This window comes from Streptomyces sp. NPDC045021 (genome assembly GCF_056432645.1).
Window position 1 is genome coordinate 1 of record NZ_JBWKIQ010000026.1, and the last position, 21,902, is coordinate 21,902.

The following is a 21,902-nucleotide window of genomic DNA, read 5'->3' on the forward strand; positions in this document are numbered from 1 at the left end:
AACGGCACACCCGAAACCGGGGACATGAACGCACCCGATCGCGGTCCCGGACGCGACGACTGAAGCCAGTCGGCCACCATCACCGCCCAGCCGATGAACCGCTCACCCGTTCCGCAGCACCGGTCCCGGCATCGAAACCGCCCGCGCTCCAAAGTGCGGCGCCCGACCGGGGCGGCGCTGGGCCATCCGGTCGGTTCGGGCGAAACTTCGGAAGTGTCACCGGCCGAGTGTCGATCGTCTCCCTACCGTGAGCACCTCAGGAGGGTTCCCGACAGCCAGGAGTGTGAGATGCGTAGGCACCGGACCTTGCGCGCGCGGTGGCCGGCCGCCCTCGCGGCCCTTCCGCTGCTCGCCTCCGCTCTCGCGGGATGCGGAAGCAGCGGTGGCGGCGGTCCGGTGACGCTGAACTGGTACAACTTCCCCGACGATTCCGGCGCGTTGCAACAGGCGGCCCAACGGTGCAGCCAGGCCTCGAACGGTCAGTACCGGATCCAGTACAACAAACTGCCGCGGACGGCGGACGGGCAGCGGCAGCAGTTGGTGCGGCGGCTGGCCGCACACGACGCCGGGGTCGACATCATGGGCCTCGACGTCACCTGGCCTGCGGAGTTCGCCGAGGCGGGCTGGGTCCGAGAGTGGACGGGGGCGTTGAAGGCACAGGCGACCGCGGACACCCTGAAGGCCGCGGTGCAGACCGCGACCTGGAAGGACCGGCTGTACGCCGTCCCCTACAACTCCAACACCCAGCTCCTGTGGTACCGCGACGACCTGGTGCCGGTGCCGCCGAAGAGCTGGGCCGAGATGCTGGCCCAGGCCAACGCGCTGGCCAAGGCGGGCAAGCCGCACTATGTCGAGATCCAAGGTGCCCAGTACGAGGGCCTGACGGTCTGGTTCAACACTCTGGTCACCAGCGCGGGCGGGTCGATCCTCACCCCGAATGCCCAGGCGCCCTCGCTCGGCCCTCCGGCCGTCGTCGCCGCCGGAATCATGCGCGACACCGCCCGGTCCGCCGCCGCGGACCCGTCACTGTCCAACCAGATGGAGGACGAGAACCGGCTCGCCATGGAGTCCGGAACGGCCGCCTTCGAACTCAACTACCCCTTCGTCTACCCGTCGATGAAGGCCAACCAGCCGAAGCTCTTCGCACACTTCAAGTGGGCCCCCTACCCCGGCGTCACCGCCGGCCGGCCGGCCACCGTGACCATCGGCGGCATCGACCTCGCCGTCGGCGCCTACAGCAAGCACCCCGACCTCGCGTTCCAGGCCACCCTGTGCCTGCGCAACCGCGACAACCAGCTCACCAACGCCCTCAAGGGCGGCCTGCCGCCCTCGCTGCGCAGCCTCTACCAGGCCGCCGAACTGACGAAGAGCTATCCGTTCGCCGCCGACGTGCTGAAGGCGCTGGACACGGCGAGCGTGCGACCGCGGACCCCCGCCTATCAGAACGTGTCGATCGCCCTCGCACACACCCTCTCGCCACCGGACGCGATCCGGCCCGAAAGCACCGTCTCCGACCTCCGGGGCCAGATCGAGGACGCCCTCGGTTCCAAGGGGTTGATCCCGTGAGCACATCCACGAAGGCCGCCGCCGGGCACGGCCGGTCCGAACTGTCCGAGGGCGCCCGCCAGGAGCGCCGGCTCGGCCTGCTGCTCTGCGCGCCGGCAGTGATCGTGATGGTCGCCGTCACCGCCTACCCGATCGCCTACGCGGTCTACCTCTCGCTCCAACGCTACGACCTGCGGTTCCCCGGGCAGGCCCGGTGGGTCTGGTTCGACAACTACCGAGCTGTGCTGTCCTCGCCGTTTTGGTGGCAGGCCCTGTGGGTGACCGCCCTCATCACGGTGGTGTCGGTGGCGATCGAGCTGGTTCTCGGCATGGCGCTGGCGCTGGTGATGCACCGGGCCATCTTCGGCCGGGGCACCGTCCGTACCGCCGTCCTGATCCCGTACGGCATCGTCACCGTCGTCGCCGCGTACTCCTGGCAGTACGCGTGGACCCCCGGGACCGGCTACCTCGCGGCGCTGCTGCCCGCGGGCAGCGCGCCGCTGACCGACCAATGGCAGGCCATCGGACTGATCATCCTCGCCGAGGTGTGGAAGACCACGCCGTTCATGGCGCTGCTGCTGCTCGCCGGCCTGGCGCTCGTCCCGGGTGAGACGGTCAGGGCCGCGATGGTCGACGGTGCCACATCCGGGCAACGGCTGCGGCTGGTGATCCTGCCGCTGATGAAGCCGGCGATCCTGGTCGCCCTGCTGTTCCGCACCCTGGACGCGTTCCGGATCTTCGACAACATCTACGTCTTGACCGGCGGCTCGAACGACACCGGATCGGTCTCGATCCTCGGCTACGACAACCTGTTCACCGCCCTCAACCTCGGCATCGGGTCGGCGATCTCGGTGCTGATCTTCCTGTGTGTGGCGGTCCTCGCCTTCATCTTCATCAAGATCTTCGGCGCCGCGGCGCCGGGCGGCGAACCGGAGCGGCGATGATGTCCCACCGCGGCAAGACCCTGACGAGCTGGAGCGTCGTCAACCTCATTGTGGTTCTGTATGCGCTGTTCCCGGTCTGGTGGATCGTGGCGCTCTCGTTCAAGGACCCGAGCACACTCAGCGACGGCAACTTCATTCCGCGCAAGTGGACCTGGGCGAACTACCGCGGCATCTTCCAGACCTCGGAGTTCACCCGGGCGCTGGTCAACTCGATCGGCATCGCCCTGATCGCCACCACGATCGCGGTCGTCCTCGGCACGATGGCCGCCTACGCGGTCGCCCGGCTGCGATTCCCCGGCAAGCGGCTGCTGATCGGGATGTCACTGCTGATCGCGATGTTCCCACCGATCTCGCTGGTCTCGCCGCTGTTCAACATCGAGCGGGTGCTCGGGCTCTTCGATACCTGGCCGGGTCTGATCATTCCCTACATGACGTTCTCGCTGCCGCTGGCGATCTACACGCTCTCCGCGTTCTTCCGGGAGATCCCCTGGGACCTGGAGAAGGCCGCCAAGATGGACGGTGCCACCCCGGCCCAGGCGTTCCGTCTGGTGATCGCACCGCTCGCCGCGCCCGGCGTGTTCACCACCGGGATCCTGGTCTTCATCTTCTGCTGGAACGACTTCCTGTTCGCGATCTCGCTGACCTCCACCACCGCCGCACGCACCGTCCCGGCGGCGATCGCCTTCTTCACCGGTAGTTCGCAATTCCAGCAGCCCGCCGGGTCCATCGCCGCGGCGGCCGTGGTGATCACCGTACCCATCGTGATCTTCGTGTTGCTGTTCCAACGCCGCATCGTCGCCGGCCTCACCGCCGGCGCAGTCAAGGGATAACCGGCCCATCCGGGCGGGATCAGGAAGGCAGACCGTGGCCGAGATCGTCCTCGACGGCATCACCAAGCGCTACCCCGACGGCGCCCTTGCCGTGAACGACTTCAACCTCACCATCGCCGAAGGGGAGTTCGTCATCCTGGTCGGCCCCTCCGGCTGCGGCAAGTCCACCACCCTCAACATGATCGCGGGCCTGGAGGACATCACCGAGGGCACCCTGCGGATCGACGGACAGGTCGTCAACGACCGTGCCCCCAAGGACCGCGACATCGCCATGGTGTTCCAGAGTTATGCCCTCTACCCGCACATGAACGTCCGCGAGAACATGGGCTTCGCGCTCAGACTCGCCAAGACCGACAAGGCCGTCGTCAACGCCAAGGTGGAGGAGGCCGCCCGCATCCTCGACCTCACCCAGCATCTGGACCGCAAGCCCGCCAACCTCTCCGGCGGCCAGCGCCAGCGGGTCGCGATGGGCCGCGCCATCGTCCGCGACCCCAAGGCCTTCCTGATGGACGAGCCGCTCTCCAACCTCGACGCCAAACTCCGTGTCCAGATGCGCACGCAGATCGCCGCCCTGCAGCGCCGCCTCGGCACCACCACCGTCTATGTCACCCACGACCAGGTCGAGGCCATGACCCTGGGCGACCGTGTCGTGGTGATGCGCGGCGGCCTCGTCCAGCAGGTCGGCACGCCGCAGCAGCTCTACGACGCACCGGTCAACCTCTTCGTCGCCGGCTTCATCGGCTCCCCCGGCATGAATTTCCTCGGTGCCACCCTGGAGAACGGTGTCCTGCGGACCTCGCTCGGTGACCTCCCGCTCGAAGACCGGGCGCGGCGCGTGCTGGAACAGGGGAACGCGTCCCGCGAACTCATCGTCGGCATCCGCCCCGAGGACTTCGAGGACGCCGCCCTGACCGAGCAGCGGGGGACCGGACTGGCGTGCACGGCCACCGTCGAGGTGCGTGAGTCGGTCGGCTCCGACGTCTACGTCCACTTCACCGAGGAGGGCGGCCCCGCCGGCTCCGCCGAACTCGCCGAACTCGCCGCCGACTCCGGCCGCGCGGACACCGGCATGCAGGGACACCAGATCGTCGCCCGCCTCAGCCCCGCCACTCGCGCCGCCGAGGGCGAACCCCTGGAGCTGTGGATCAACACCCCCCGGATCCACGTGTTCGACCCCGCCACCGGGACGAACCTGACCCACCCCGAACGAGCGGAGGCATGACCGGCCGAACCACAGCCGGCCGGCCTGTCGGGCACCCGACTGGGTGATGCAGCAGCCCGCCGTCCTGGAGCGCAATCACACTGCGTCATGACCATCAGCTCCCGCTGCGTAAATCCCATGGCGCCCTGGACGCCCGTACCCCGGCGATCAGGATCAGCAACGGCACCGGGCGCGACGGCCGCGAGCGCCGCAACGCCCCCAAGGACGGCTGGTGCTGGGCGGGCAACCGGCACACCAGGCTGGGCTTCGCCTCCGCAACAGCCCGCCGGGTCCAGAGCGCGTATGGAGTCCTGACCAATCACGATCCCCCGGGTGCCCGAGAGTGACGCGCGCGGCCGCGTGAGCGGGAGCGCTCGGTGCTCGCCGGGCGCCCTCGTCACGGTCCCCTGTGCTCAGCCGCGTACCGGCATGATCCCGTGGACCCGGCGGGGTTTGGGAGCGTCCAGCATGGTGACGCCGTTGTAGCGGCGGCCCTGGAAGAAGAGCACGGGAGCGGCAAAGAACGTGACGACGATCGAAGCGACGCTGACGGGGAACAGGGCTGGGAGCGACTGGCCCTCGGGCAGGGTACGGCCGCCCTCGTGGATGGCGTAACCGAACGCAACAAAGAAGACGATGACGCTCAGGGCAGCCAGGACCAGCAATACGGCGCTGGTTCGGCGGGTACGGGCCTCCGTGCGGACCTCGGCCAGGAGGGAGGCGCCGCACACGGGGCAGGTCAGTTCGACGCTCTGCTTGCCGGACGCCGGCCGGCGCACCCGGGACAGGCTTTCCTGCCAGGTGATCCTGCGGGTCCGGGTGAGGAAGCCCGTCGTCCGGTCGCTGAGGATGTGGCGCACCGAAACTTCCACGGTGCCCGGTATCGATCTGTTCATGTCCCTGCAGTCCCCTCCGTCGCACGCCCCGAAGCGGGTGCGCAGAGAACACAGTGTCGGGTTCGCGACGGCGGGGATCAACAGCTCGCGAAAGGCTTTGCCTAGGCCATGCCTTCGGAGTGGGCGAGCAGCCTGTGCAGGGGAGTTGCTGCACCTCTACAGCTTCTCGATCACGTCGTCCACGCCCTTCGTCAGGCCTCGACATCCGCCGGGTCGACGCCGACGCGACCCGGAACCCGCATCGAACCCCCTCTGACCCCCGCTCTTCGAGAGGCGGATGCTGCGGCAGTCGCCATCGGAGTGAAGCCTGGACCGGTAGATCCCCTCCTTCATGGCAGCGTGCAACTGACGTACCAGGAGTGGGAGTTCACCGGCCCATACCTGCCAGTCGGCGAGTGCGGCCCGTACCCCGACCGGTTGCGGCAGCAATACGAAGGCGTGAGCTGGCGGTTCAGGACCAGCGGCAGTCGCGGGAATGCGCAAGAGTTCGACACCTGGTCGACCGTCCACCACCGCTTCCAACCGGGCAGATCCTGTCCAGCAGGTCGCAGCCCGTCTCCCGCTCGACCAGATCACTCGAAGCGATCAGCACCAGGCCGAGCGGCAGCGACCCACATCCGTCAACACGCCCGCCACAGCAGGGTCCCGTACTCGTCCCAGTCATCCGTCTCCTGGGCAACGCGCGCCGCCGCCAGGGCCGCTCCGACCAGTTGCACCGCTTTGCTCGCTTCCATCCGCGCAGTCTGGCTCACGAACCGCGACTGCGCGCCGGAGTTGTCGCCGGCCAGGCTCGTACTGAGCTTTGGGCCGTCAGGGTCGTTCCTGGCTCTGCTCGACACGATGTCGGCCAATTCCTGGACGGGGCAGGGATTCATCATGAGTGCCCCGGCCTGATTGTCGGTCTGGGATCCTTGGCACGGTTGCTTGGCCGGTATCTGCGCCGGCTGGGCGAGGGTCACGCCTTCGGACTGCTCGGCGATTCACCTTTCCTCGGCCGTCTCCAGGATCCGGGTCTGCGGTGCCCCGGCGAGTGCGGGCGCGTTGTCGGGCGAGGACCACACCCGACTCTTGAGGATTCCGAGGAACCGTTCAGCCTGGTCCGCGGTGTCGAATTCGAGGTCGAGGACCACGTACGCCGGATCGTCGACCGGGCGCTGGACTCGGTGCCGCCGCACGCCCGACTCCTCGCGCAGGGGCGCGAACCGGTCGAACGCGGTCTTCCACACGGTGAAGTCGGTGATCGGGTGCTCGATGTGCAGAGTGGACATGGCTCCTCCTCGGTCGTATACCTCCATTCTGGACAGCGGCCGAGGGCGCGGGACATCCCAGAAGTATGGGGAGTCGCGGCATACACTCGAACCGTGACCGGCCCTGCCGCGTACATGCGGTCGCACGATCGCGTCGTCCGCCTCTGCGAGGCCGGCGGTGACTCCCGAGAGATGCGTCTACGGCTCCTCGACGAGCTGCGGGCTGCCGTGGGGTTCGATTGGTACGCGTTCCTGCTGACCGACCCCGAGACCTCGGTGGGCTGTGCGCCGCTCGCTGACGTCCCGTGCCTGCCCGCGCTGCCCCGTCTGATCCGCCTCAAGTACCTGACCGAGGTCAACCGCTGGACGGGGCTCGGCGACGTCGCCCTGTTGAGCAGCCACGGCGACCCCTCGCGCAGCCCGTTGTGGCGCGAACTGCTGCACGAGTACGGCGTGCGGGACGTCGCTTCGACGGTGTACAAGGACCGCTTCGGCTGCTGGGGCTTTCTCGACCTGTGGCGCTACGACCAGGAATTCAGTCGCGCGGAGGCCGCGTACCTCGCTTCCATCACCCAACCGGTGACCGCGGCGCTACGCCGCTGCCAGGCGGACACCTTCGTCGTACGGCCGTCCGGCGCGCCGCGCCTGGGTCCCCTGGTGCTGTTGCTCTCCCCTGACCTGCGAGTACTGGGGCAGACCCCGGAGACCCACGCGTTCCTGAGTCTGCTGGTACCGCCCGAGCAAGGCCGCCCGCCGGTCCCCGCGAGCGCCTACAACGCCGCTGCTCAGCTGTTGGCCGTCGAGGCGGGCGTCGACACGAACCCACCGCGCGCCCGAGTCCACCTGAGGGAGGGCTTGTGGCTGACCCTGCGGGCCGCCCGGATCGGCGACGCGGACCAGGGCGACCGGCGCGATATCGCCGTGACCATCGAGGAGACCTCGCCGACCGAGCGGCTTGCCGTGTTCACCAGGGCCTTCGCTCTGAGTGCTCGGGAAGGCGAACTGCTCGGTCACCTGGCGAAGGGCGGCGACAGCCGCAAGGTGGCCCGCCAGATGTTCCTGTCTGAGCACACCGTGCAGGACCACCTCAAATCGATCTTCGCGAAGACCTCGACGAACAACCGCAGGATGCTGCTCACCCGCGCGCTCGGAGCGTGAGCACCGCCGCAGCGCGGGAACGCGGATTGGGAGTCCCTGTCCCGAACTCCGTATTTCCAGGGCCCGGCGCCGGGCACGCAGACTCAATTGAGCGGACCGCAAGCGTGGGTCAGGCGGGTGCCGTTGTACCAGCGATCGACGCACGCTTGCATGTGGTGCCCGGGTCCGTCGGGCCACCAGCCGGACCCGCCGCCCGTCGAGTGCCATCTCTCGATGCCGTTGTCGATCAGGCTGAAGCGACACCAGTACGGGTCAGTCGCCGAGGCCTGGATCGGGTTGTTCTCCATGAAGTCGTGCCACGCTCCATCGGACCACTGGAGCTGGATCTCCTCGATGGCCACGCAGGAGCCGCTGCCCACCGTGAAGTTGCCCTCCTGCGCGAAGGCCGGATTGGCGCCCAACGCGAATACGACGGCCGTGCCGAATGCGGCGGCCAGGCCGAACCTGGTCTTCTTGTCGATGCCCATTCCTATTCCCTCCGTGGTTTTTAGCCGGTGGACCCATTGGAACCGGGAAGTCGCTGTCGCTCCCTTCCCATGCGGGGCAACCCTTTGACGAATACTTGCGCCGGATCCATGGAATCTCCCACCCCGGCCACCGGCCAAGTGATTCGAGGAGGTTCGAATGGTGCTGCCGTGAGAGGGCCCGCCAGGGCATCGGTCCTGCAGGCCATCTCAGGGGCCTGGACGCTGCTCTGGCTTGACTGTTCACTGAGTCGCGGCGGCTACGGCTGGACAGCAGACTCGCATGGGGGTGGGATGCTCCGGATTGAACTGGGCTCGGCGCTTGCCACCGCTAGCCCTGGCATTCCGGACTTCATCAGCCCACACGGAAATCTGGCCGAAGCCATCACCCGGCTCAAGCCGGAGCGCTCCAACGCATACCTGCTCGCCCACGGCGGGGCACGGTTCGCCCGATCGCTGGTCGACACCGGCTTGATCGACGAGTACCGCCTCGTCGTCCACCCGGTCGTCCTGGGTGCGGGCGAGCGGCTCTTCCACGCGCCGCTCACCATCGAGCCGACGAACACCACCGTCTTCAGCGGCGGAGCCGTCGCCCACGTCTTCGCGGCACACCCGTGATCGAGCCCGATCCGCAACTGCGGCGCGGACCCTGTCACCTCGCTGCAACTATTCCGAGCATGCTCGTCCAAGAAGCCTCATTTTGTTAAGGCTTGGTCTCATCACTCTGGCTGGGCGTTTCGCTACGCTGCCCCGCCGTTCGATCAAGATCTAGTCGAGCTGGCGAAGAGTCGGACGTTCGACTTGCGCATCCAGGCGCTGATCCAGCGGCCCGTTCCGCTGCACGGGGCGTGGCCCGCAGGCATGATGAAGGCCATGACTCACACCGCCCGCCGCATGTTCGAGCTCCTTGAGCCGATCTGCCTGGTCACCTACCTCGCCGACGAGTGCAACGAGGAGCTGGCCGCGCTCGGCCACCGCACCTACTGGGACGGCTACTTCGCCAGCCGCGCCGCGCCGCTGGGCCGGGTGCCGGCGCAGGTCGTGCACGCGGCCTTCTACAGCTTCGCCGACGGGGAAGCCGCGCGGCACATCCCGAGCGCGTGGGAGACGATCCCGCCCGAGGCGTCCGTCGCCGCACGGGAGCGGGGCAGCGCGGCCTCCGTACGACGGATCCTCGGCGACAAGCTGGCCGACTCCCCGGGCCTGGTGCGCGCCGCCGACCTGACCACCAAAGCCGCGACGAACGCGCCCACAGAAGGTCGGGTGATGTACGCCGGAATGCGCGCCCTTGCGGTGCCGAGCGACCCGGTCGCCCGACTGTGGCATTCCGCGACCATGCTGCGCGAGCACCGCGGTGACGGGCACGTCGCCGCTCTCGTCGGCGCGCGCATCGGCGGCACGGAGGCCCATGTGCTCTCCGCGCTGGCGCAGGGCATCCACCCGCCGGAGTCGTTCGGGCGCATCCATCACCTGCCTAAGGAGCGGCTGGTCGTGGTCATGGACGGCTTGCGCGAGCGCGGGCTCGTCGACACCGACGGCCGGTTCACCGACGCTGGCCGCGAGACCAAGCAACGCGTCGAAGCCCTTACCGACGAGCTCGCCGCCCCACCGTACGACGCACTGTCTCCCGCCGAGCTCGACGAGCTGGTCGCCCAGCTCGAACCCATCACCGCGACGCTGGTGGCCGCGGGGTCGCAGTGACGAGCAGCCACTGACGGGACGAGGAGTCCGCCGTCCGGTACGGCCAGCTCTCGGCCCGGTGTTCGCGCCCGAGGTGCTCGACCCGACCGTCGACCTCCTGGCCGCATCCCGATGCCGACGAGTTGGTCGGCCTGGGCACCGCCGGGCCCGCCTGCATCTGCGTGCCGCCACACGGAGCGGACCCGAGCGCTCGTTTAGCCCGCTCCCGGCACCGCGATGTTCGTCGCCTCACCGCCCGCCCCCCTCAGCCGGCCCGGAACCCTCACCCGGGCCGCGGGTCGGCTAGGACCCACCGCCCCGGGGGCCTGCCGAGCCGCCCAGCCCCGGCTCCCGACCCGCTACGCCCGGGTCGGCGCCCCACTGGCCGGCCACACGCAGGATGTTGTCGCGGTGGCGTTCTCCCCCGACGGGGCCCTGCTGGCCACCGGCAGCGAGGACGAGACGGTACGGCTGTACGCCCGGCTCGCCCCACCACGCCCCCGCACACCGGCGCTAAGCCGATGTGCGGGGGCTTTCTGCGTTCGTGACGACACGTCCGGCGTAGCGTGGAGGCATGGCCTCTGAGCATCTGGGTGAGCGGTTGGGTCGCCTGCGTCGTTTCGCCGACCTGACGCAGGAGGGTTTGGCGGAGCGATCCGGCGTGTCTGTTGACGTCGTACGGAAGTTGGAACAGAGGCGCAAGCACAGCGCCCGGCTACCAACGCTGCACGCGCTCGCGAAGGGGCTGGGCGTTGAGTTGACAAGTCTGTTGGGCGATCCCCCCGGCGTTCCGTCCAACGGTGAGGCTGATCCCCCGGCACTGGTCGCCGTGCGGCGCGCGATCATGCCGCCGCTGTTCGCTCCGCCTGCGGAATCAGCCGGAGCCGAGGTACTGTCCCTGGCCCTGCTGCGTGCCGAGATCACAGAGGCATGGACGCTCTACCACGCCGCCGAGTTCGACCAGCTAATGGGCGCTCTGCCAGGCATCATCGCTGACGCGCGCCTAGCTGCCGCGGTCGGGACGGTCGATGAACGGGCGGCGGGGCAAGGCGCGTTGGGCAAGGCCCTGCAACTCGGCGGCCACCTGGCTATCCGTTTAGGCAAGTCGGATCTTGCGCTATCCAGCCTTGAGCGCGCCATAGCCGCTGCCGAACGATCGTCCGATCCTCTGCTGGCACCGATGGTGTCCAACTCCGTTGCGTGGGCGTATCAGCGACAGAACCGGCTGGACGACGCGGAACACTTGGCCGTCCATGCCGCCGACGGCGTGGAACGAGAGCACGGCCATAGCGCCGAGGGCGTGCGCGTGTGGGGAGGGCTGCTCATGTCAGCGGCCACTAGCGCGGCACGGAGCGGAGACTACGACAAGGCCAACGAAATGATGACGGCGGCGGAACGTGCTGCCGGGCGTCTCGCGACGCTGCCACCGCCGGAGAACACCAAGTTGTTGTCGGTGTTCAGCCGATCATCCGTACGCATTGAGCGCGTCCGTCTCGCCGTGCAGCATGCCCGCCCGGAAGAGGCCCTGGACCTGGCCCGCGGAATGCGGCTCAGCAAAGACACGCCCCCTTCCTGGCGTACCTGGCTGCTACTCGATGTCGCCCGTGCTCATGCGGACGTGGGCGACCCTTTGGGAGCCGTCAAGGCGCTTGAGGCGCTAAGACGCGTGGCACCCGTTTGGATGCGCCATCACACGCTCGCCGTGTCAATCGTCAGCGATCTGTGGGAGTCGCCAGCACACCCGCCCGGCTTGCGCCCGCTCGCCGAGTTCCTCGGTGTCGCTACTTAGCGTGCTGTAACTAGGACGTTGCGTCCCTGTAGGAAGGTGCCGCGCGGCGCGATGATCCAAAGCCTGATGAATCGGCGGAGGGTCAACGATGACGACGTACCGAGAAGGCGCGTACGTAGTGGACGCGATGACGGCCGAACTGGCGATGGTGGTCCGGCCGTCGGGAGCGTTGGTCGTGTTGCAAAGACCTGGCACTGACCGGCGATGGGAAGCAGACCCGGACGCCCTGAGGCTTGCACGCGATGAACGCGAACGAGCCGGCCTCCCCTCCAACGGCATGGGAGTCACGGAATGAGACCCCAACCGCCAACCACTTGTTCCGGCCCAGTGCATCTGCCTCCGCCCGTAGTCCCGCCGCGGCCCGTGCCTGGCTGCGCCGTATGTGACGCCCTGAGCGTCGAGCGCCGCGCTGCACGAGATCTCACGCAAGTGACGGACGTCAACGTGTTCATGACCCGGCACAAGGCGGCGCAGCACTGATGCGATTAGCAACGTTGGCCGGGCCGCCCGCACCGTCCCAGTCCGACGCTGACAAGTGGCGGCGGGGTCGCTGCTGGCTTTGGTGCGGGCGCGCCGATACGCGTGTCGCGTGGATAGGGCCGGCGACGACCCTCGGCAGCCTCTCCGCGGATATGTACGCCTGCGAATTCTGTCTGATGGTGCTTCACGATCAGATCTGGGATGAAGCCATGGCCGCTGATCGAGGGGCACCGAGAAACGGCGCGGCAGTCTCCGACGTGCGCGTCCCGGATCAGCTTCTACAGCCCGGGACTGGCCGCCACCGAAGATCCGCCTAAGCTCCCGCTCCGGTCGTGAGAGCTCAAGCGGACGGACTCAACGCTTCCCCTGCGCGCCCGGAGCGGGTCCGAACTCCGCCCCACCGGATGTGAACCACACCGTTTTCCCGCGGCAACAGGTAGCCCTCGGTAGGGGCGGGAACAATCCCCGTTCGGCGCTCCGCCCGACGGGCCGTTCCAATTCATGATGGGAGGTCCGACGATGGTTGGACCGACGTGCAGAAACGGGGGCGACGATGACAAGGCCCCCGGCCAGCCCTGGCAACCGCCCCCGCCGCCGCCCCCGGACGGTTCGCCCCCGCCTGGAGATGGGAAACGGCGTAAGTGACGCTCAACTCTGAGCAGGAAGGCCGCGCCAGTGACGAACTGGCGCGGTCCCTCCTCGACACCGAAACCCTGTCGCCCGACTGGGCGGACACGTTCCGGGCCGTACCGCGCTCGCTGTTCCTGCCGGATCTCGTCTGGGCCTACGACATGACCACCCGGGCAAGCGTGCCGGTCGGACGCAGCGCGGACGCTAAGGAATGGGAACGGGTGGCCTACGCGAACGTCCCGCTGGTCACCCAATGGGACGACGGACACCACACGGGCACCAACCCCGGCACTGTGGCCACCAGTTCGGCGAGCATGCCGTCTGTCGTGGCCGGCATGCTCCGCGACCTGGACGTGAGCGACGGCATGCGGGTGCTCGAAATTGGCACCGGCACCGGGTGGAACGCCGCGCTACTCGCCCGCCGGCTGGGAGACGAGAACGTCGTCAGTGTCGAAATCGACGCGACGGTAGCTCAGCAGGCGCGAGCGGCACTGTCCCGTGCCGGGGTCAGCCCCGAGGTCATCCACGGGGACGGCCGAGACGGCTGGCCGGACGGCGCGCCTTACGACCGGCTGATCGTCACCGCCGGCATGCGCGCCGTGCCGCCGCGCTGGTTGGAACAGGTCCGGCCCGGCGGGATCATCCTCGCCCCCTGGGGCACCAACTACACCGACCAGGACGCGTTGATCAAACTGACCGTGCGGGAGGACGGCACCGCATCGGGTCCGTTCCGGGACATGGTCGAGTTCATGAAGCTGCGCGACCAGCGCCTCGACTGGAACCAGTTCCGGAACCACGTTCCGGAATACCCCGGCACCGCCGACAGAACGAGCACCTCGATCACCCTCGCGGACCTGGGAGACCGTTACGAGCCGGCCCGGTTCGTGATCGGCCTGCGAGTCCCTGCCTGCGCCCACGTCGTCAACCGAACGGACCCGGACACCGCGAAAGCATGGTTCTTCGACCTGGCGAGCACGTCATGGGCCGCCGTCGAGTTCCGTACCGGAGAGCCGGAAGCCACGGTCTACCAGTCGGGGCCCCGCCGTCTGTGGGACGAAGTAGAGCAGGCCCTCACCTGGTGGACAGGTGAGGGCGAACCTGATCACACCCGGTTCGGGCTCACCGTGACAGCGGAAGGGCAAACGGCATGGCTCGACAGCCCAGAGAACTCCTGGGCTGTCTGACAGCGGCCCCTTCCATGCGCAGCCCCCGTGGCGCATGGAAGGGGCTTCGCCATTCCCGCAGGCCAACCAGTGGCTGGGTAACCGGAGAGCCAAAGGAGGCGCTCAACCAGAGCAGCTCAGTCTTCGTTGGCACGCGCTCAAGGTGCGCTGTCACAGGACAGCACAGGCCAGTCGCCCAGCTGCCGCAGCACCACAACTAGGGCCTGTGTGAAAGTCGATCAGGAGTCGTGGTCGGGCTCGGGTGGCTGTCGGATCTGACCAGCCCCGCGAGAGGGTGAGACGGCCGAATCGGAGCGCGTCGCGCTGTTCGGTCACCCATTACTCAACCTGATTTACGGATTCCGCGACGGGCTGGTCGGTGGTGTCGAGCAGGTGGATGCACCATCGCCGATCGTCGGCAGTCCACCCGGTTCAACGGTGCCAGGCCATACGAGGCCAGCTGTCGTCGACGATGACGTCGGGTCGGTGTCGGGGATCCTCGGGTGGTTCGCGGTGCCAGGCGGCCCAGCCGAGGAAGGCGTCAACCGCCGGAACGTCCCACCGGCCCGCGTCGCGCCGGGTGCGCCTGCTGCGCCGGACCTCGTCGGACACGTCGACCAGACACACCGCGATTCCATCCAGCAACGGGGCGGAGGGGTGGCCAGGACCTCTCCCAGCGGGGATTGCCCGGTCAGCAGGAGGTCGACTCCGCGGTCCTGGTACTCCAGCGCACGGCGCACCCACATCTCGGTCATGCGGTTACGCCACTGGCGATCGGCGCCTTCCGGTACGCCGAGCTCGTCGAAGTCGTGCACGGCGAGCCGCCCCAGCCGCTCGCCTACGGAGTAAGCGAGCGTGGTCTTGCCTGAACAGCTGGAACCGGTCAGTTTGAGCAGCATCGCACCAGCGTGGCAGGTCAGGGGTGGTGTCCTCGAAGGGTTTTCCCCCGCCCGACCCGCTCCGCTTGTCACAGCCACTCGTTGCTGAGGCCCTTCGCGTCGGCTTCGGCCTGGAGCTGCTCGAAGATCCGCTTCCAGGTGCCGTTGCGCTGCCAGCGGCGGAACAGGTCGTCGGCCCGGTCCCACGGCCCGTACCGTTCTGGAACATCCCGCCACGGCGCACCGGTCCTGGTCCGCCAGGTATGCCGTCGATCAACTGCCGACGCGTCCACGTCGGCGGCCGCCCCACCCTCTTGCCAGAGGCAGCAACGCTCCAGCCGAGCCCACTGGCCATTCGTCAGATCTCCGCGCCCCACGGCGCTTGATCATCCACCTGGGGCCTGTTGTGAAAGTGCCGACGGGCCGGACGAGGTGATGCCCAGGTCCGGCCCGTCCGCTCGTCTCTACAGGTCGAGCTGGTACTGGAGTGTCGTGTGCGTGGGCGCGTAGCCGAGGCTGTCGCTGATGTGTCTCATGTGCGTGTTGCTGTCGGCGGTGTCGGTCAGGAGGCCGCCGAGGTCTGGATAGCGCCCGTGGGCTTGTCGGATCGACTCGGCCTTCATCCATCGGCCGAGTCCGTGTCCGCGGTGCTCGGGCAGCACGCCGGTGCCGTAGTGCTGGCCATCACCCGTGCCATTGCCGGGGACGACGAGTTCGGTGAATCCGGCGATCGAGTCGTCGCAGGTGTCGATGGCGACGACCGTGTGCAACTGGTCGCCGCGCTCTTCGATGGCCTTCGCCGCAGCCCGAACCCGGTCCACGTCCCAGGCCACGGTGCCGTAGTCGGTGTCCTCCATGGGCATGTCGTCCATGGCCCGGCGTGAGGCGGCAAACGTCTGGGCAAGGGCGTCAGGAACGGTTCCCTGCCATGACGCCAGCCGGTAGCCGGGATGCGGACGCTCGATGACCTCGGCGAGAGCGATGGCGTCCACGTCGGCCAGCGGCAAGCGGGCGAACCTCAAGGTGAGCACCTTGCGGAAGCCGCGGGCCGGCAGGAAGTGATCGCCGGGCGATCCGGCCTCGGCCTGCGCGCTGACGCAGCGCCGGGCGTTGTCCCGGGCGGCGGCCACGGCCGTGTCGAGGAGCCGGGAGCCGACGCCCTTGCGGCGCTCCACGGGATGGACGTGGAGGGTCAGTTCGGCCAGGTGCTCTTGTCCGCCATCGAACAGGCGCAGAAAGGCCGTCCCGACGGGGATGGAATCGGCGTCGGACGCCAGCCATGCAAGGCGTCGGCTGTGCGCCCCGTGAGCGGGGTCGGTCAGTGGGGTGATGCGGAGCGACAAGGTGTCTCCGTCGTGAGGAGGTGGCAAAGGTCAGTACGCGGGCTCAACTGCTGGGCACTCCTGCGCATGTGCTCCACACCTCCTCGTCGACAGCGCCGGTCGTCCGGATCAACATGGACGGCTGGGCGAACTTAGCTGGCCTATCGGTTCTCCGCAAAGGGTTAACTGAAGGCTGGTGCGGCCGTGGGGTCACAGCCACTCATTGATGGCCGCGACCAGCACGGTTGCTTCGTAGCGGACGGCGAGTTTGTTGTATCTCGTAGCCACGGCCCGGTGGCGCTTGAGGCGATTGATCCCGCATTCGACCGCGTGCCGCTCGCGGTTGTCGGCCTTGTCGAACGTCGGTGGCCGACCCCCGCGGGAGCCGAGCTTCTTACGGTTGCGGACCTGGTCCTTCTTCTCCGGGATCGTGCACCGGATCCCACGTCGGCGCGCTTTGCACTGGCGGTTCGTGATCCCGAGGAGGCGGCACAGTACCTCCTCAACCAAGCTGCCGAGCACGGCAACTGGCTGGCGTACACCCCCGATGACTCCCTTGCCCTGACTGATCTCGGGCTGCTTCTGCGTGTCCAGCAGATCGGAGACGTGCTTCTGTCGCGCCCACTCGTCGTGATTGAGGAGTGGTTGGAGTCCGAGTACTACTGCCGCGGCCACCTGCCGCTCGAAGGAGTCCCGGTAACGCACGGACGGAACGAGGCCTTGTAGCGCTCGTGCATGGCTCTGCTCGCTCCGACGGCCTTACCGCCTGCTGCGCACCACAACTGGCAAACAGCCAACTGGAATGCTCAGTCACAATCACGTAGTGGTTGGGCCGATGTCGGGGGTCTGCTGGCTCCGGTGGTGTTGCTACCTGCGACGATTCACTGGTGAGCTATGACCTTGCTGTGTGGGACGGTGAACGTCCACTCGACAACCACCAAGCGGGCTCGACTTACGACGAGCTCTACGTGCGCTACCTGGAGTCGGACGGTGTCGTCGTGCCTCCGGCGCCGCGCATTGTGGCCTACGTGGAAGCGCTCGTGGAACGGTACCCGGACGACGAAGATCGCAGTGTCGTATGGGCGTCACCGCCAGTCCTCGAGGAGGCATCGGGGCCGGTCGTGTACCTGCTCGTGTCCTATGGCAAGGCTGAGGAAGTTTCCGAGTACGCCGCCTCGCTGGCTCGCGAGCACGGTCTCGTCTGCTTCGATCCGCAGGGAGAATGCCTCCGGCCGTGAACTGCCTGTTCGCTCCGAGGGCGGACCAGCGGAAGATGCCTGCGATGAGAAGGCTGGCGCGGGCGGGACCGGGCGGTCGATCTGCCACTCGAACGGGTGACATTCGCTCCGGGCTGGAAGGTGCAGGAGCTGGTGTCGGAGTCTTGGAGGTCGCTACGCGTGCGGCAGGACGTCCGGTAAAGACACCGGCGCGGTCGCCATCAGCTCGGTGTGCGGCTGTCCGCGGCTCACCAGAGGACGCACACCGCTCGGCGCCCCCCGGGCGCAGCGGGCGGCACCGCCGTTCGCCGACGATGCCAGCGGTTCCGGCGACGGCGGGTGGGTCTTCGGGGCGCCGGTGATCGAAAGAGACCGGGGCGGTCGGCATACTCGGCACCATGACCCACGAAACGTCCCGCGAAGCGCTGACCGTACCCGCCGCCCCCGACACCGCCGCATGTGCGGCCGCTCTCGAGGTCGCCACCGCCTACTGCACCCCCGCCCTGCTGAACCACTCAATCCGGTCCTACGTGTGGGCCAGCGCGTACGCCGCGGACCGGGGCATCGAGCACGACGCCGAGCTGCTGTACGTGGCCGCGCTGCTCCACGACATAGGGCTGGTCCCGCAGTTCGACAGCCACACTGTCGCCTTCGACGAGGCCGGCGGGCACGTGGCCTGGGTATTCGGCGCCGGGGCCGGATGGCCCGTGGAGCGCCGGCAGCGGCTGGCCGACGTCATCGTGCGGCACATGTGGGACTCGGTGGACGTGCAGGAGGACCCGGAGGGCCATCTGCTGGAGCGGGCCACCGGCGTGGACATCTCAGGGCGAAACGCGCACGACTTCACCGCCGGGTTCCGGGCGGAGGTCCTGGCCCGGTACCCGCGCGAGGACCTCGCGGACGAATTCCTGGCCTGCTTCCATGACCAGGCCGCCCGCAAGCCCGACAGCTCCCCCGCAGCGGCCATACGCAGCGGCCTCGCCGAACGCGTCCTGGCAAAGCCGCACCCGCTGGAGAGCTGAGCGGACCTGGCACCCTCCCATCCCTCCGGATCAAGCCGGGCCCACAGTGCCCGGCTTGATCCGAAAAAGACGGTCTCCAACCAGCCTGGCGCGCCGACCTCCAGGCGGACTTCGTCGGTCGGCGGAACCTCGCCCCTGTCCGCGTCGTCCGCCCGCAGCCGGCGATGGTTCACCCGGACCGGTTCCCGGACCAGCCGCCGGCCTCCTGACCGGCCCTACCAACCCCGCCCGGTGTCCCTGCACCGGCCCGCTGCACCGTTCGCGTCCCGTGACCGGGCCTTCTTCACCGCCCACTGGGCTGGAGCCCTGGCCGCAGCCGGAGAGGCGGACGAGGCTGCGGCCACCGCCATACTCTCCCTCGACATCGCGGCACGCGCACAGTTCGGGCAGGCCATCGAGGAGCTGCGGCGCACACCTCCGTGGCCCTGTCAGGGCATGCTCCGCGCCCTGCGGTACGCGACCTGCGCGACGCGCTTGCGGCACTACCGGCAGCCGTTCAGCCAGCCAGGAACCCGGTGACGCAGTCGATCACCTCGGCCTGCCATGCCTGGGACTGCGGGTTCAGGTACTGCGGGTCCTCGTGGACGGCGAAACCGTGCTGGGCCCCATCGAGCTCCATGAGTTCCACGGGTCCGCCGAACAGCGGCCGGTAGTAACGCGAGGACTCGATGGTCTGCTCGCCGCACCCCCGACGACCGACCCTGAGACACCGTGACCGAAGCGCGGCGGCCCGGCTCAGCGAGGGGCGCCCCTTGCCCAGGCTCGGTGACTATGGCTCCAGGGTGATGGAGTTGATCGGAGTCAGGTCCGCGTCCGTATAGCTCCAGGCGCGCACGAAGACACCGCAGCCCGTGCCGTTGTAGCCCGTGCAGAGATGCATGGTGGCACCGCCGTACTGGTTGTTCTCGATGCGATGGACGCCGTAGTCGTTGTGCAGGTTGTGGGCGCCGTAGCTGTAGTAGATCTCGTTCGGGTGGCCACCGTTCCAGCCGGTGCCCTCCGGGTAGATACAGACGGCGCCGTAAGGGCAGCCCTCGTAGGGGCCGTCGGCCTGGGCGTCCGTCGCGCCGACCGTGATCAGGACGCCTGCGGCGAAAGGAGCGCGGCCAGCGTCCTCGTGATCTTGCGCATGTTGCTTCCACTCCTTTTGTAGGCGACGCGGGTGTGGGCCTGTCGCACTCGCACCTCATCCGGCACCGTTCCCCCGTGCGTCTCCATGGACACGAACGTCGTAGAAATGAGCGCCCGGATCCCGCTCCTGATGATGTGACACTCGAAGCCGGCGCTGGAAGCCCTGCAAGTGGGCATCGGGCTCCGGTCCTCGTCACAGGCGATGCGTTTGACGACAGGGGGCGAGCTGCCAAGACGGGCGTGGTCGACGTTCGTCTCACCCAAAGAGGTGTGTGGTGCCGTTGCGCGCCCGTACCTCCGTCGGGAGTGCGCCCCAATGCCGCCGGAACTCGGCGCTGAAGTGCCGGGCGTCCGGATAGCCGCAGGAGCGGGCGATCGCCGCGACGGACAGCGAGCGAAGGGCGGGATCAGCCAGGTGCTGCGCGGCGATGCCGAGCCGATAACGGGTCAGGTAGGCGATGATCGTGCATCCCGCCGCCTGGCGGAAAAGCCGTGCCGCGTGCCGTTCGCTCAGATGAACCTGGGCAGCGACGTCGCGCACTCGTACCGGGCGGTCGAAGTTGTCGTCGAGGTAGCGGGTCATCCTTGCCACGGCTGCCGCCGCGCGTCCGTCCGGCGCGGGGGTCAGATGCGCGGCGGCGGGGCGGTCGGCGACGGCGCGGGCGCAGCCGAGCACCAGTGCCGACCCGAGGGCGGCCAACAGGTCGGTGCTGCCGGGTCCTGGTGCCGCAGCCTCCTCGGCGAGTGTCACCAGCAGCCGGGTCAGCGGGGTTCCGGCGGCTGGGACGACTTGGTGCGGGCCGGTCGCGAAGGCGTCCAGCAGCGCGACGGTGTCGGGTGAGTCCGGTCGGGTGCCGCGTGGACCGCGTTCGGGGACCATCGTCCAGGACCAGAAGACGATGCCGAGCGGGTCGAGAGCGTCGGTGATGATCTCGTGGACGTCGCCGGGGCGCGCCACGAACAGGTCGCCGGCCCCGACCAGGTGCTCCTGCGCCCCGATCCGGAACGTTCCGCGCCCGGCGTAGGCGTAGCAGAGTTCGAAGTAGGAGTGGCTGTGCCAGTAGTTCCGCCATGGCTCGGGCGGGTAGAACCCCCAGTCGACGAAATCGACCCGTCGTCCGGCCAGGGTGACCCCCAGCCGCATGGCGTTGAGCAGGGGGGTGGCGGCGCCCGCCCGGGCCAGTCCGGTCACCTCGGTTCGTCCCTCATGTCTGTTCTCCGCGCGGTGGGGTCGATCCCCCGCAGCATCATGCCCTGGCCGAGGGACCAGGTGTGCTCGTCCACGGTGGGCCGGTCCTGCGGATCGCGGAACTGTACCAGCCAGGTGGTGCGGGCCTCGTCGGAGGTGTTCAGCCCCGAACCGTGCACGGTGAGGTACGTGAAGAACAGGACATCTCCGGCTTCGGCCGGGCATGGCCGGGCGTCCTGAAGCCGCCAGGTATCGGGGGGCAGGTGCCAACTGCCGTCCTCGACATGGGGCAGAGGTCCGTTGCGGTGACTGCCGGGGACAGCCCGGATACAGCCCTTTTCCTCCGGGGCGTCGTCGAAGTGGAAGACCGCGGCGGCGACGGTGTGCTGGGCGTGCGGGAAGAAGGGGTGGTCCTGATGCAGGGGGAACGGCGCGCCTCTCTCCGGCGGCTTGATGAACATCTTGGTGTGGTGCAGTTGTACGTTGGGCCCGCCGAGCAGCGCCGCCGCGACATCGGTGAACCGGGGGTCGACCAGCAGCCGGGTGAATGCGGCCGAGTGGAATTGAGTGTCGTGGCTGTGTTTGAGGGTGGTGCGTCCGGCGGTCATGCCCGCGACGGCGCGTGCGCTGGCCCAGGTCGGGTCGATGTCGGAGTTGACGCGGGCGACAAGAGCATGGCACTCCTCCCGCATCGCCCGCGCCTCCTGCTTGCTGATCAGGTTTCTGACGAGGAGGAAGCCGTTGTCGTGGTAAGCAGCGAGGTCATCGGGGCTAAGGGGTTGCGTCATGGCCTTGACGGTAGGCGCGGGGGGCGGGCCGTACTGAGGGGCGATGCGGACAGCCCGGTGGGTTATTCGGACAGAGAGCGCGGCCTGGTGACGGCCCGCCACGCCGGGCATTCGGGTCCCGCACGCGTGACAGCGGACGATCACGAACTCGATCCAGCTCGCCCTGCGGACCGGTTCCGGGCCGGTCGTGGTCTGGTCACCACACCCGCTGCGCTGCCGATACTGCGGCGCGGCACCAACTTTCGCGACGACCAAGGGCGTCCCGCACACAAGGTCTGCCACGAGTAACGCATCGCCTGACCATGCCGGGCACATTCCAGGAGCGGTG

The 21,902-nt window shown here is 68.5% G+C and carries 23 protein-coding genes and 2 pseudogenes; 14 read left to right on the forward strand and 11 right to left on the reverse strand.

The annotated features are described in order from the left end of the window. Positions 1 to 288: 288 nt before the first annotated feature. The 5 genes and pseudogenes from AC07DC_RS40465 to AC07DC_RS40485 form a co-directional block, all read left to right on the forward strand. On the forward strand, positions 289 to 1,566 hold the full coding sequence (locus AC07DC_RS40465) for an ABC transporter substrate-binding protein (RefSeq protein WP_478919911.1): 1,278 nt from the start codon (positions 289 to 291) through the stop codon (positions 1,564 to 1,566). Beyond that, complete coding sequence (locus AC07DC_RS40470) at positions 1,563 to 2,489, forward strand: carbohydrate ABC transporter permease (RefSeq protein ID WP_478919913.1); 927 nt, start codon at positions 1,563 to 1,565, stop codon at positions 2,487 to 2,489. The genes AC07DC_RS40465 and AC07DC_RS40470 overlap by 4 nt, the downstream gene beginning before the upstream one ends. Continuing rightward, on the forward strand, positions 2,489 to 3,319 hold the full coding sequence (locus AC07DC_RS40475) for a carbohydrate ABC transporter permease (RefSeq protein WP_478919982.1): 831 nt from the start codon (positions 2,489 to 2,491) through the stop codon (positions 3,317 to 3,319). The genes AC07DC_RS40470 and AC07DC_RS40475 overlap by 1 nt, the downstream gene beginning before the upstream one ends. A 34-nt stretch (positions 3,320 to 3,353) precedes the next feature. Further along, a complete protein-coding gene (locus AC07DC_RS40480) occupies positions 3,354 to 4,541 on the forward strand; it encodes an ABC transporter ATP-binding protein (RefSeq protein WP_478919914.1) in 1,188 nt (395 codons plus the stop codon). A 40-nt stretch (positions 4,542 to 4,581) separates the two neighbouring features. After that, positions 4,582 to 4,867, forward strand: a pseudogene (locus tag AC07DC_RS40485) (DUF5701 family protein); the annotation flags it as partial. A gap of 66 nt (positions 4,868 to 4,933) precedes the next feature. Here the strand turns inward: AC07DC_RS40485 and AC07DC_RS40490 are convergent. From AC07DC_RS40490 to AC07DC_RS40500, 3 genes are all read right to left on the reverse strand, one after another. Then, complete coding sequence (locus tag AC07DC_RS40490; RefSeq protein ID WP_478919915.1) at positions 4,934 to 5,416, reverse strand: hypothetical protein; 483 nt, start codon at positions 5,414 to 5,416, stop codon at positions 4,934 to 4,936. A 620-nt stretch (positions 5,417 to 6,036) separates the two neighbouring features. Next, positions 6,037 to 6,375, reverse strand: coding sequence for a hypothetical protein (locus tag AC07DC_RS40495; RefSeq protein ID WP_478919917.1), 339 nt, complete (start codon positions 6,373 to 6,375; stop codon positions 6,037 to 6,039). Positions 6,376 to 6,396: 21 nt separating this feature from the next. Then, positions 6,397 to 6,684: a hypothetical protein gene (locus AC07DC_RS40500; RefSeq protein ID WP_478919918.1), complete on the reverse strand. Its 288-nt coding sequence runs from the start codon at positions 6,682 to 6,684 to the stop codon at positions 6,397 to 6,399. Between the two features lie 93 nt (positions 6,685 to 6,777). Between AC07DC_RS40500 and AC07DC_RS40505 the strand changes: the two genes are divergently transcribed. Beyond that, positions 6,778 to 7,821 carry a helix-turn-helix transcriptional regulator gene (locus AC07DC_RS40505; RefSeq protein WP_478919920.1) on the forward strand — a complete coding sequence of 348 codons (1,044 nt, stop codon included), beginning with the start codon at positions 6,778 to 6,780 and terminating at the stop codon, positions 7,819 to 7,821. 83 nt (positions 7,822 to 7,904) lie between these two features. Here AC07DC_RS40505 and AC07DC_RS40510 read toward each other — a convergent pair whose 3' ends face one another. Then, on the reverse strand, positions 7,905 to 8,288 hold the full coding sequence (locus AC07DC_RS40510; RefSeq protein WP_478919922.1) for a hypothetical protein: 384 nt from the start codon (positions 8,286 to 8,288) through the stop codon (positions 7,905 to 7,907). Positions 8,289 to 8,579: 291 nt separating this feature from the next. On the opposite strand from AC07DC_RS40510, the gene AC07DC_RS40515 reads away from it, so the two are divergent. From AC07DC_RS40515 to AC07DC_RS40535, 5 genes are all read left to right on the forward strand, one after another. After that, positions 8,580 to 8,903: a dihydrofolate reductase family protein gene (locus AC07DC_RS40515; RefSeq protein ID WP_478919924.1), complete on the forward strand. Its 324-nt coding sequence runs from the start codon at positions 8,580 to 8,582 to the stop codon at positions 8,901 to 8,903. Positions 8,904 to 9,158: 255 nt separating this feature from the next. Continuing rightward, complete coding sequence (locus AC07DC_RS40520; RefSeq protein WP_478919925.1) at positions 9,159 to 9,986, forward strand: SCO6745 family protein; 828 nt, start codon at positions 9,159 to 9,161, stop codon at positions 9,984 to 9,986. A 216-nt stretch (positions 9,987 to 10,202) separates the two neighbouring features. Then, on the forward strand, positions 10,203 to 10,550 hold the full coding sequence (locus AC07DC_RS40525; RefSeq protein WP_478919926.1) for a WD40 repeat domain-containing protein: 348 nt from the start codon (positions 10,203 to 10,205) through the stop codon (positions 10,548 to 10,550). Beyond that, a complete protein-coding gene (locus tag AC07DC_RS40530) occupies positions 10,540 to 11,754 on the forward strand; it encodes a helix-turn-helix domain-containing protein (protein WP_478919928.1) in 1,215 nt (404 codons plus the stop codon). The genes AC07DC_RS40525 and AC07DC_RS40530 overlap by 11 nt, the downstream gene beginning before the upstream one ends. Positions 11,755 to 12,875: 1,121 nt before the next feature. Further along, the gene (locus AC07DC_RS40535) at positions 12,876 to 14,048 is read left to right on the forward strand and encodes a methyltransferase domain-containing protein (protein WP_478919929.1); all 1,173 of its coding nucleotides are present in this window, start codon (positions 12,876 to 12,878) and stop codon (positions 14,046 to 14,048) included. Positions 14,049 to 14,459: 411 nt separating this feature from the next. On the opposite strand, the gene AC07DC_RS40540 is transcribed toward AC07DC_RS40535, so the two are convergent. The 4 genes and pseudogenes from AC07DC_RS40540 to AC07DC_RS40555 all read right to left on the reverse strand — a co-directional run. Then, the gene (locus AC07DC_RS40540) at positions 14,460 to 14,654 is read right to left on the reverse strand and encodes a hypothetical protein (protein WP_478919930.1); all 195 of its coding nucleotides are present in this window, start codon (positions 14,652 to 14,654) and stop codon (positions 14,460 to 14,462) included. 340 nt (positions 14,655 to 14,994) lie between these two features. Further along, positions 14,995 to 15,282: a transposase gene (locus AC07DC_RS40545; protein WP_478919932.1), complete on the reverse strand. Its 288-nt coding sequence runs from the start codon at positions 15,280 to 15,282 to the stop codon at positions 14,995 to 14,997. An 87-nt stretch (positions 15,283 to 15,369) separates the two neighbouring features. Continuing rightward, complete coding sequence (locus AC07DC_RS40550; protein ID WP_478919933.1) at positions 15,370 to 16,248, reverse strand: GNAT family N-acetyltransferase; 879 nt, start codon at positions 16,246 to 16,248, stop codon at positions 15,370 to 15,372. Between the two features lie 189 nt (positions 16,249 to 16,437). Continuing rightward, positions 16,438 to 16,680 (reverse strand): annotated as a pseudogene (locus tag AC07DC_RS40555) (IS5 family transposase); the annotation flags it as partial. Positions 16,681 to 17,114: 434 nt separating this feature from the next. Between AC07DC_RS40555 and AC07DC_RS40560 the strand changes: the two are divergent. From AC07DC_RS40560 to AC07DC_RS40570, 3 genes are all read left to right on the forward strand, one after another. Beyond that, a complete protein-coding gene (locus tag AC07DC_RS40560) occupies positions 17,115 to 17,465 on the forward strand; it encodes a hypothetical protein (protein WP_478919934.1) in 351 nt (116 codons plus the stop codon). Positions 17,466 to 17,842: 377 nt separating this feature from the next. After that, positions 17,843 to 18,466 (forward strand): HD domain-containing protein, encoded by a 624-nt coding sequence (locus AC07DC_RS40565; protein WP_478919935.1) that lies wholly within the window; start codon positions 17,843 to 17,845, stop codon positions 18,464 to 18,466. A gap of 231 nt (positions 18,467 to 18,697) precedes the next feature. Beyond that, positions 18,698 to 18,985: a hypothetical protein gene (locus AC07DC_RS40570; protein ID WP_478919936.1), complete on the forward strand. Its 288-nt coding sequence runs from the start codon at positions 18,698 to 18,700 to the stop codon at positions 18,983 to 18,985. On the opposite strand, the gene AC07DC_RS40575 is transcribed toward AC07DC_RS40570, so the two are convergent. The 3 genes from AC07DC_RS40575 to AC07DC_RS40585 all read right to left on the reverse strand — a co-directional run bounded on the left by AC07DC_RS40575 (position 18,963) and on the right by AC07DC_RS40585 (position 21,574). Further along, positions 18,963 to 19,085, reverse strand: coding sequence for a hypothetical protein (locus tag AC07DC_RS40575; RefSeq protein ID WP_478919938.1), 123 nt, complete (start codon positions 19,083 to 19,085; stop codon positions 18,963 to 18,965). The two genes, AC07DC_RS40570 and AC07DC_RS40575, sit on opposite strands and share 23 nt — an antisense overlap. A gap of 768 nt (positions 19,086 to 19,853) precedes the next feature. Continuing rightward, the gene (locus AC07DC_RS40580) at positions 19,854 to 20,789 is read right to left on the reverse strand and encodes an AraC family transcriptional regulator (RefSeq protein WP_478919940.1); all 936 of its coding nucleotides are present in this window, start codon (positions 20,787 to 20,789) and stop codon (positions 19,854 to 19,856) included. Continuing rightward, a complete protein-coding gene (locus AC07DC_RS40585; protein ID WP_478919941.1) occupies positions 20,786 to 21,574 on the reverse strand; it encodes a phytanoyl-CoA dioxygenase family protein in 789 nt (262 codons plus the stop codon). Before AC07DC_RS40585 ends, AC07DC_RS40580 begins: the two co-directional genes overlap by 4 nt. Positions 21,575 to 21,902: the final 328 nt, after the last annotated feature.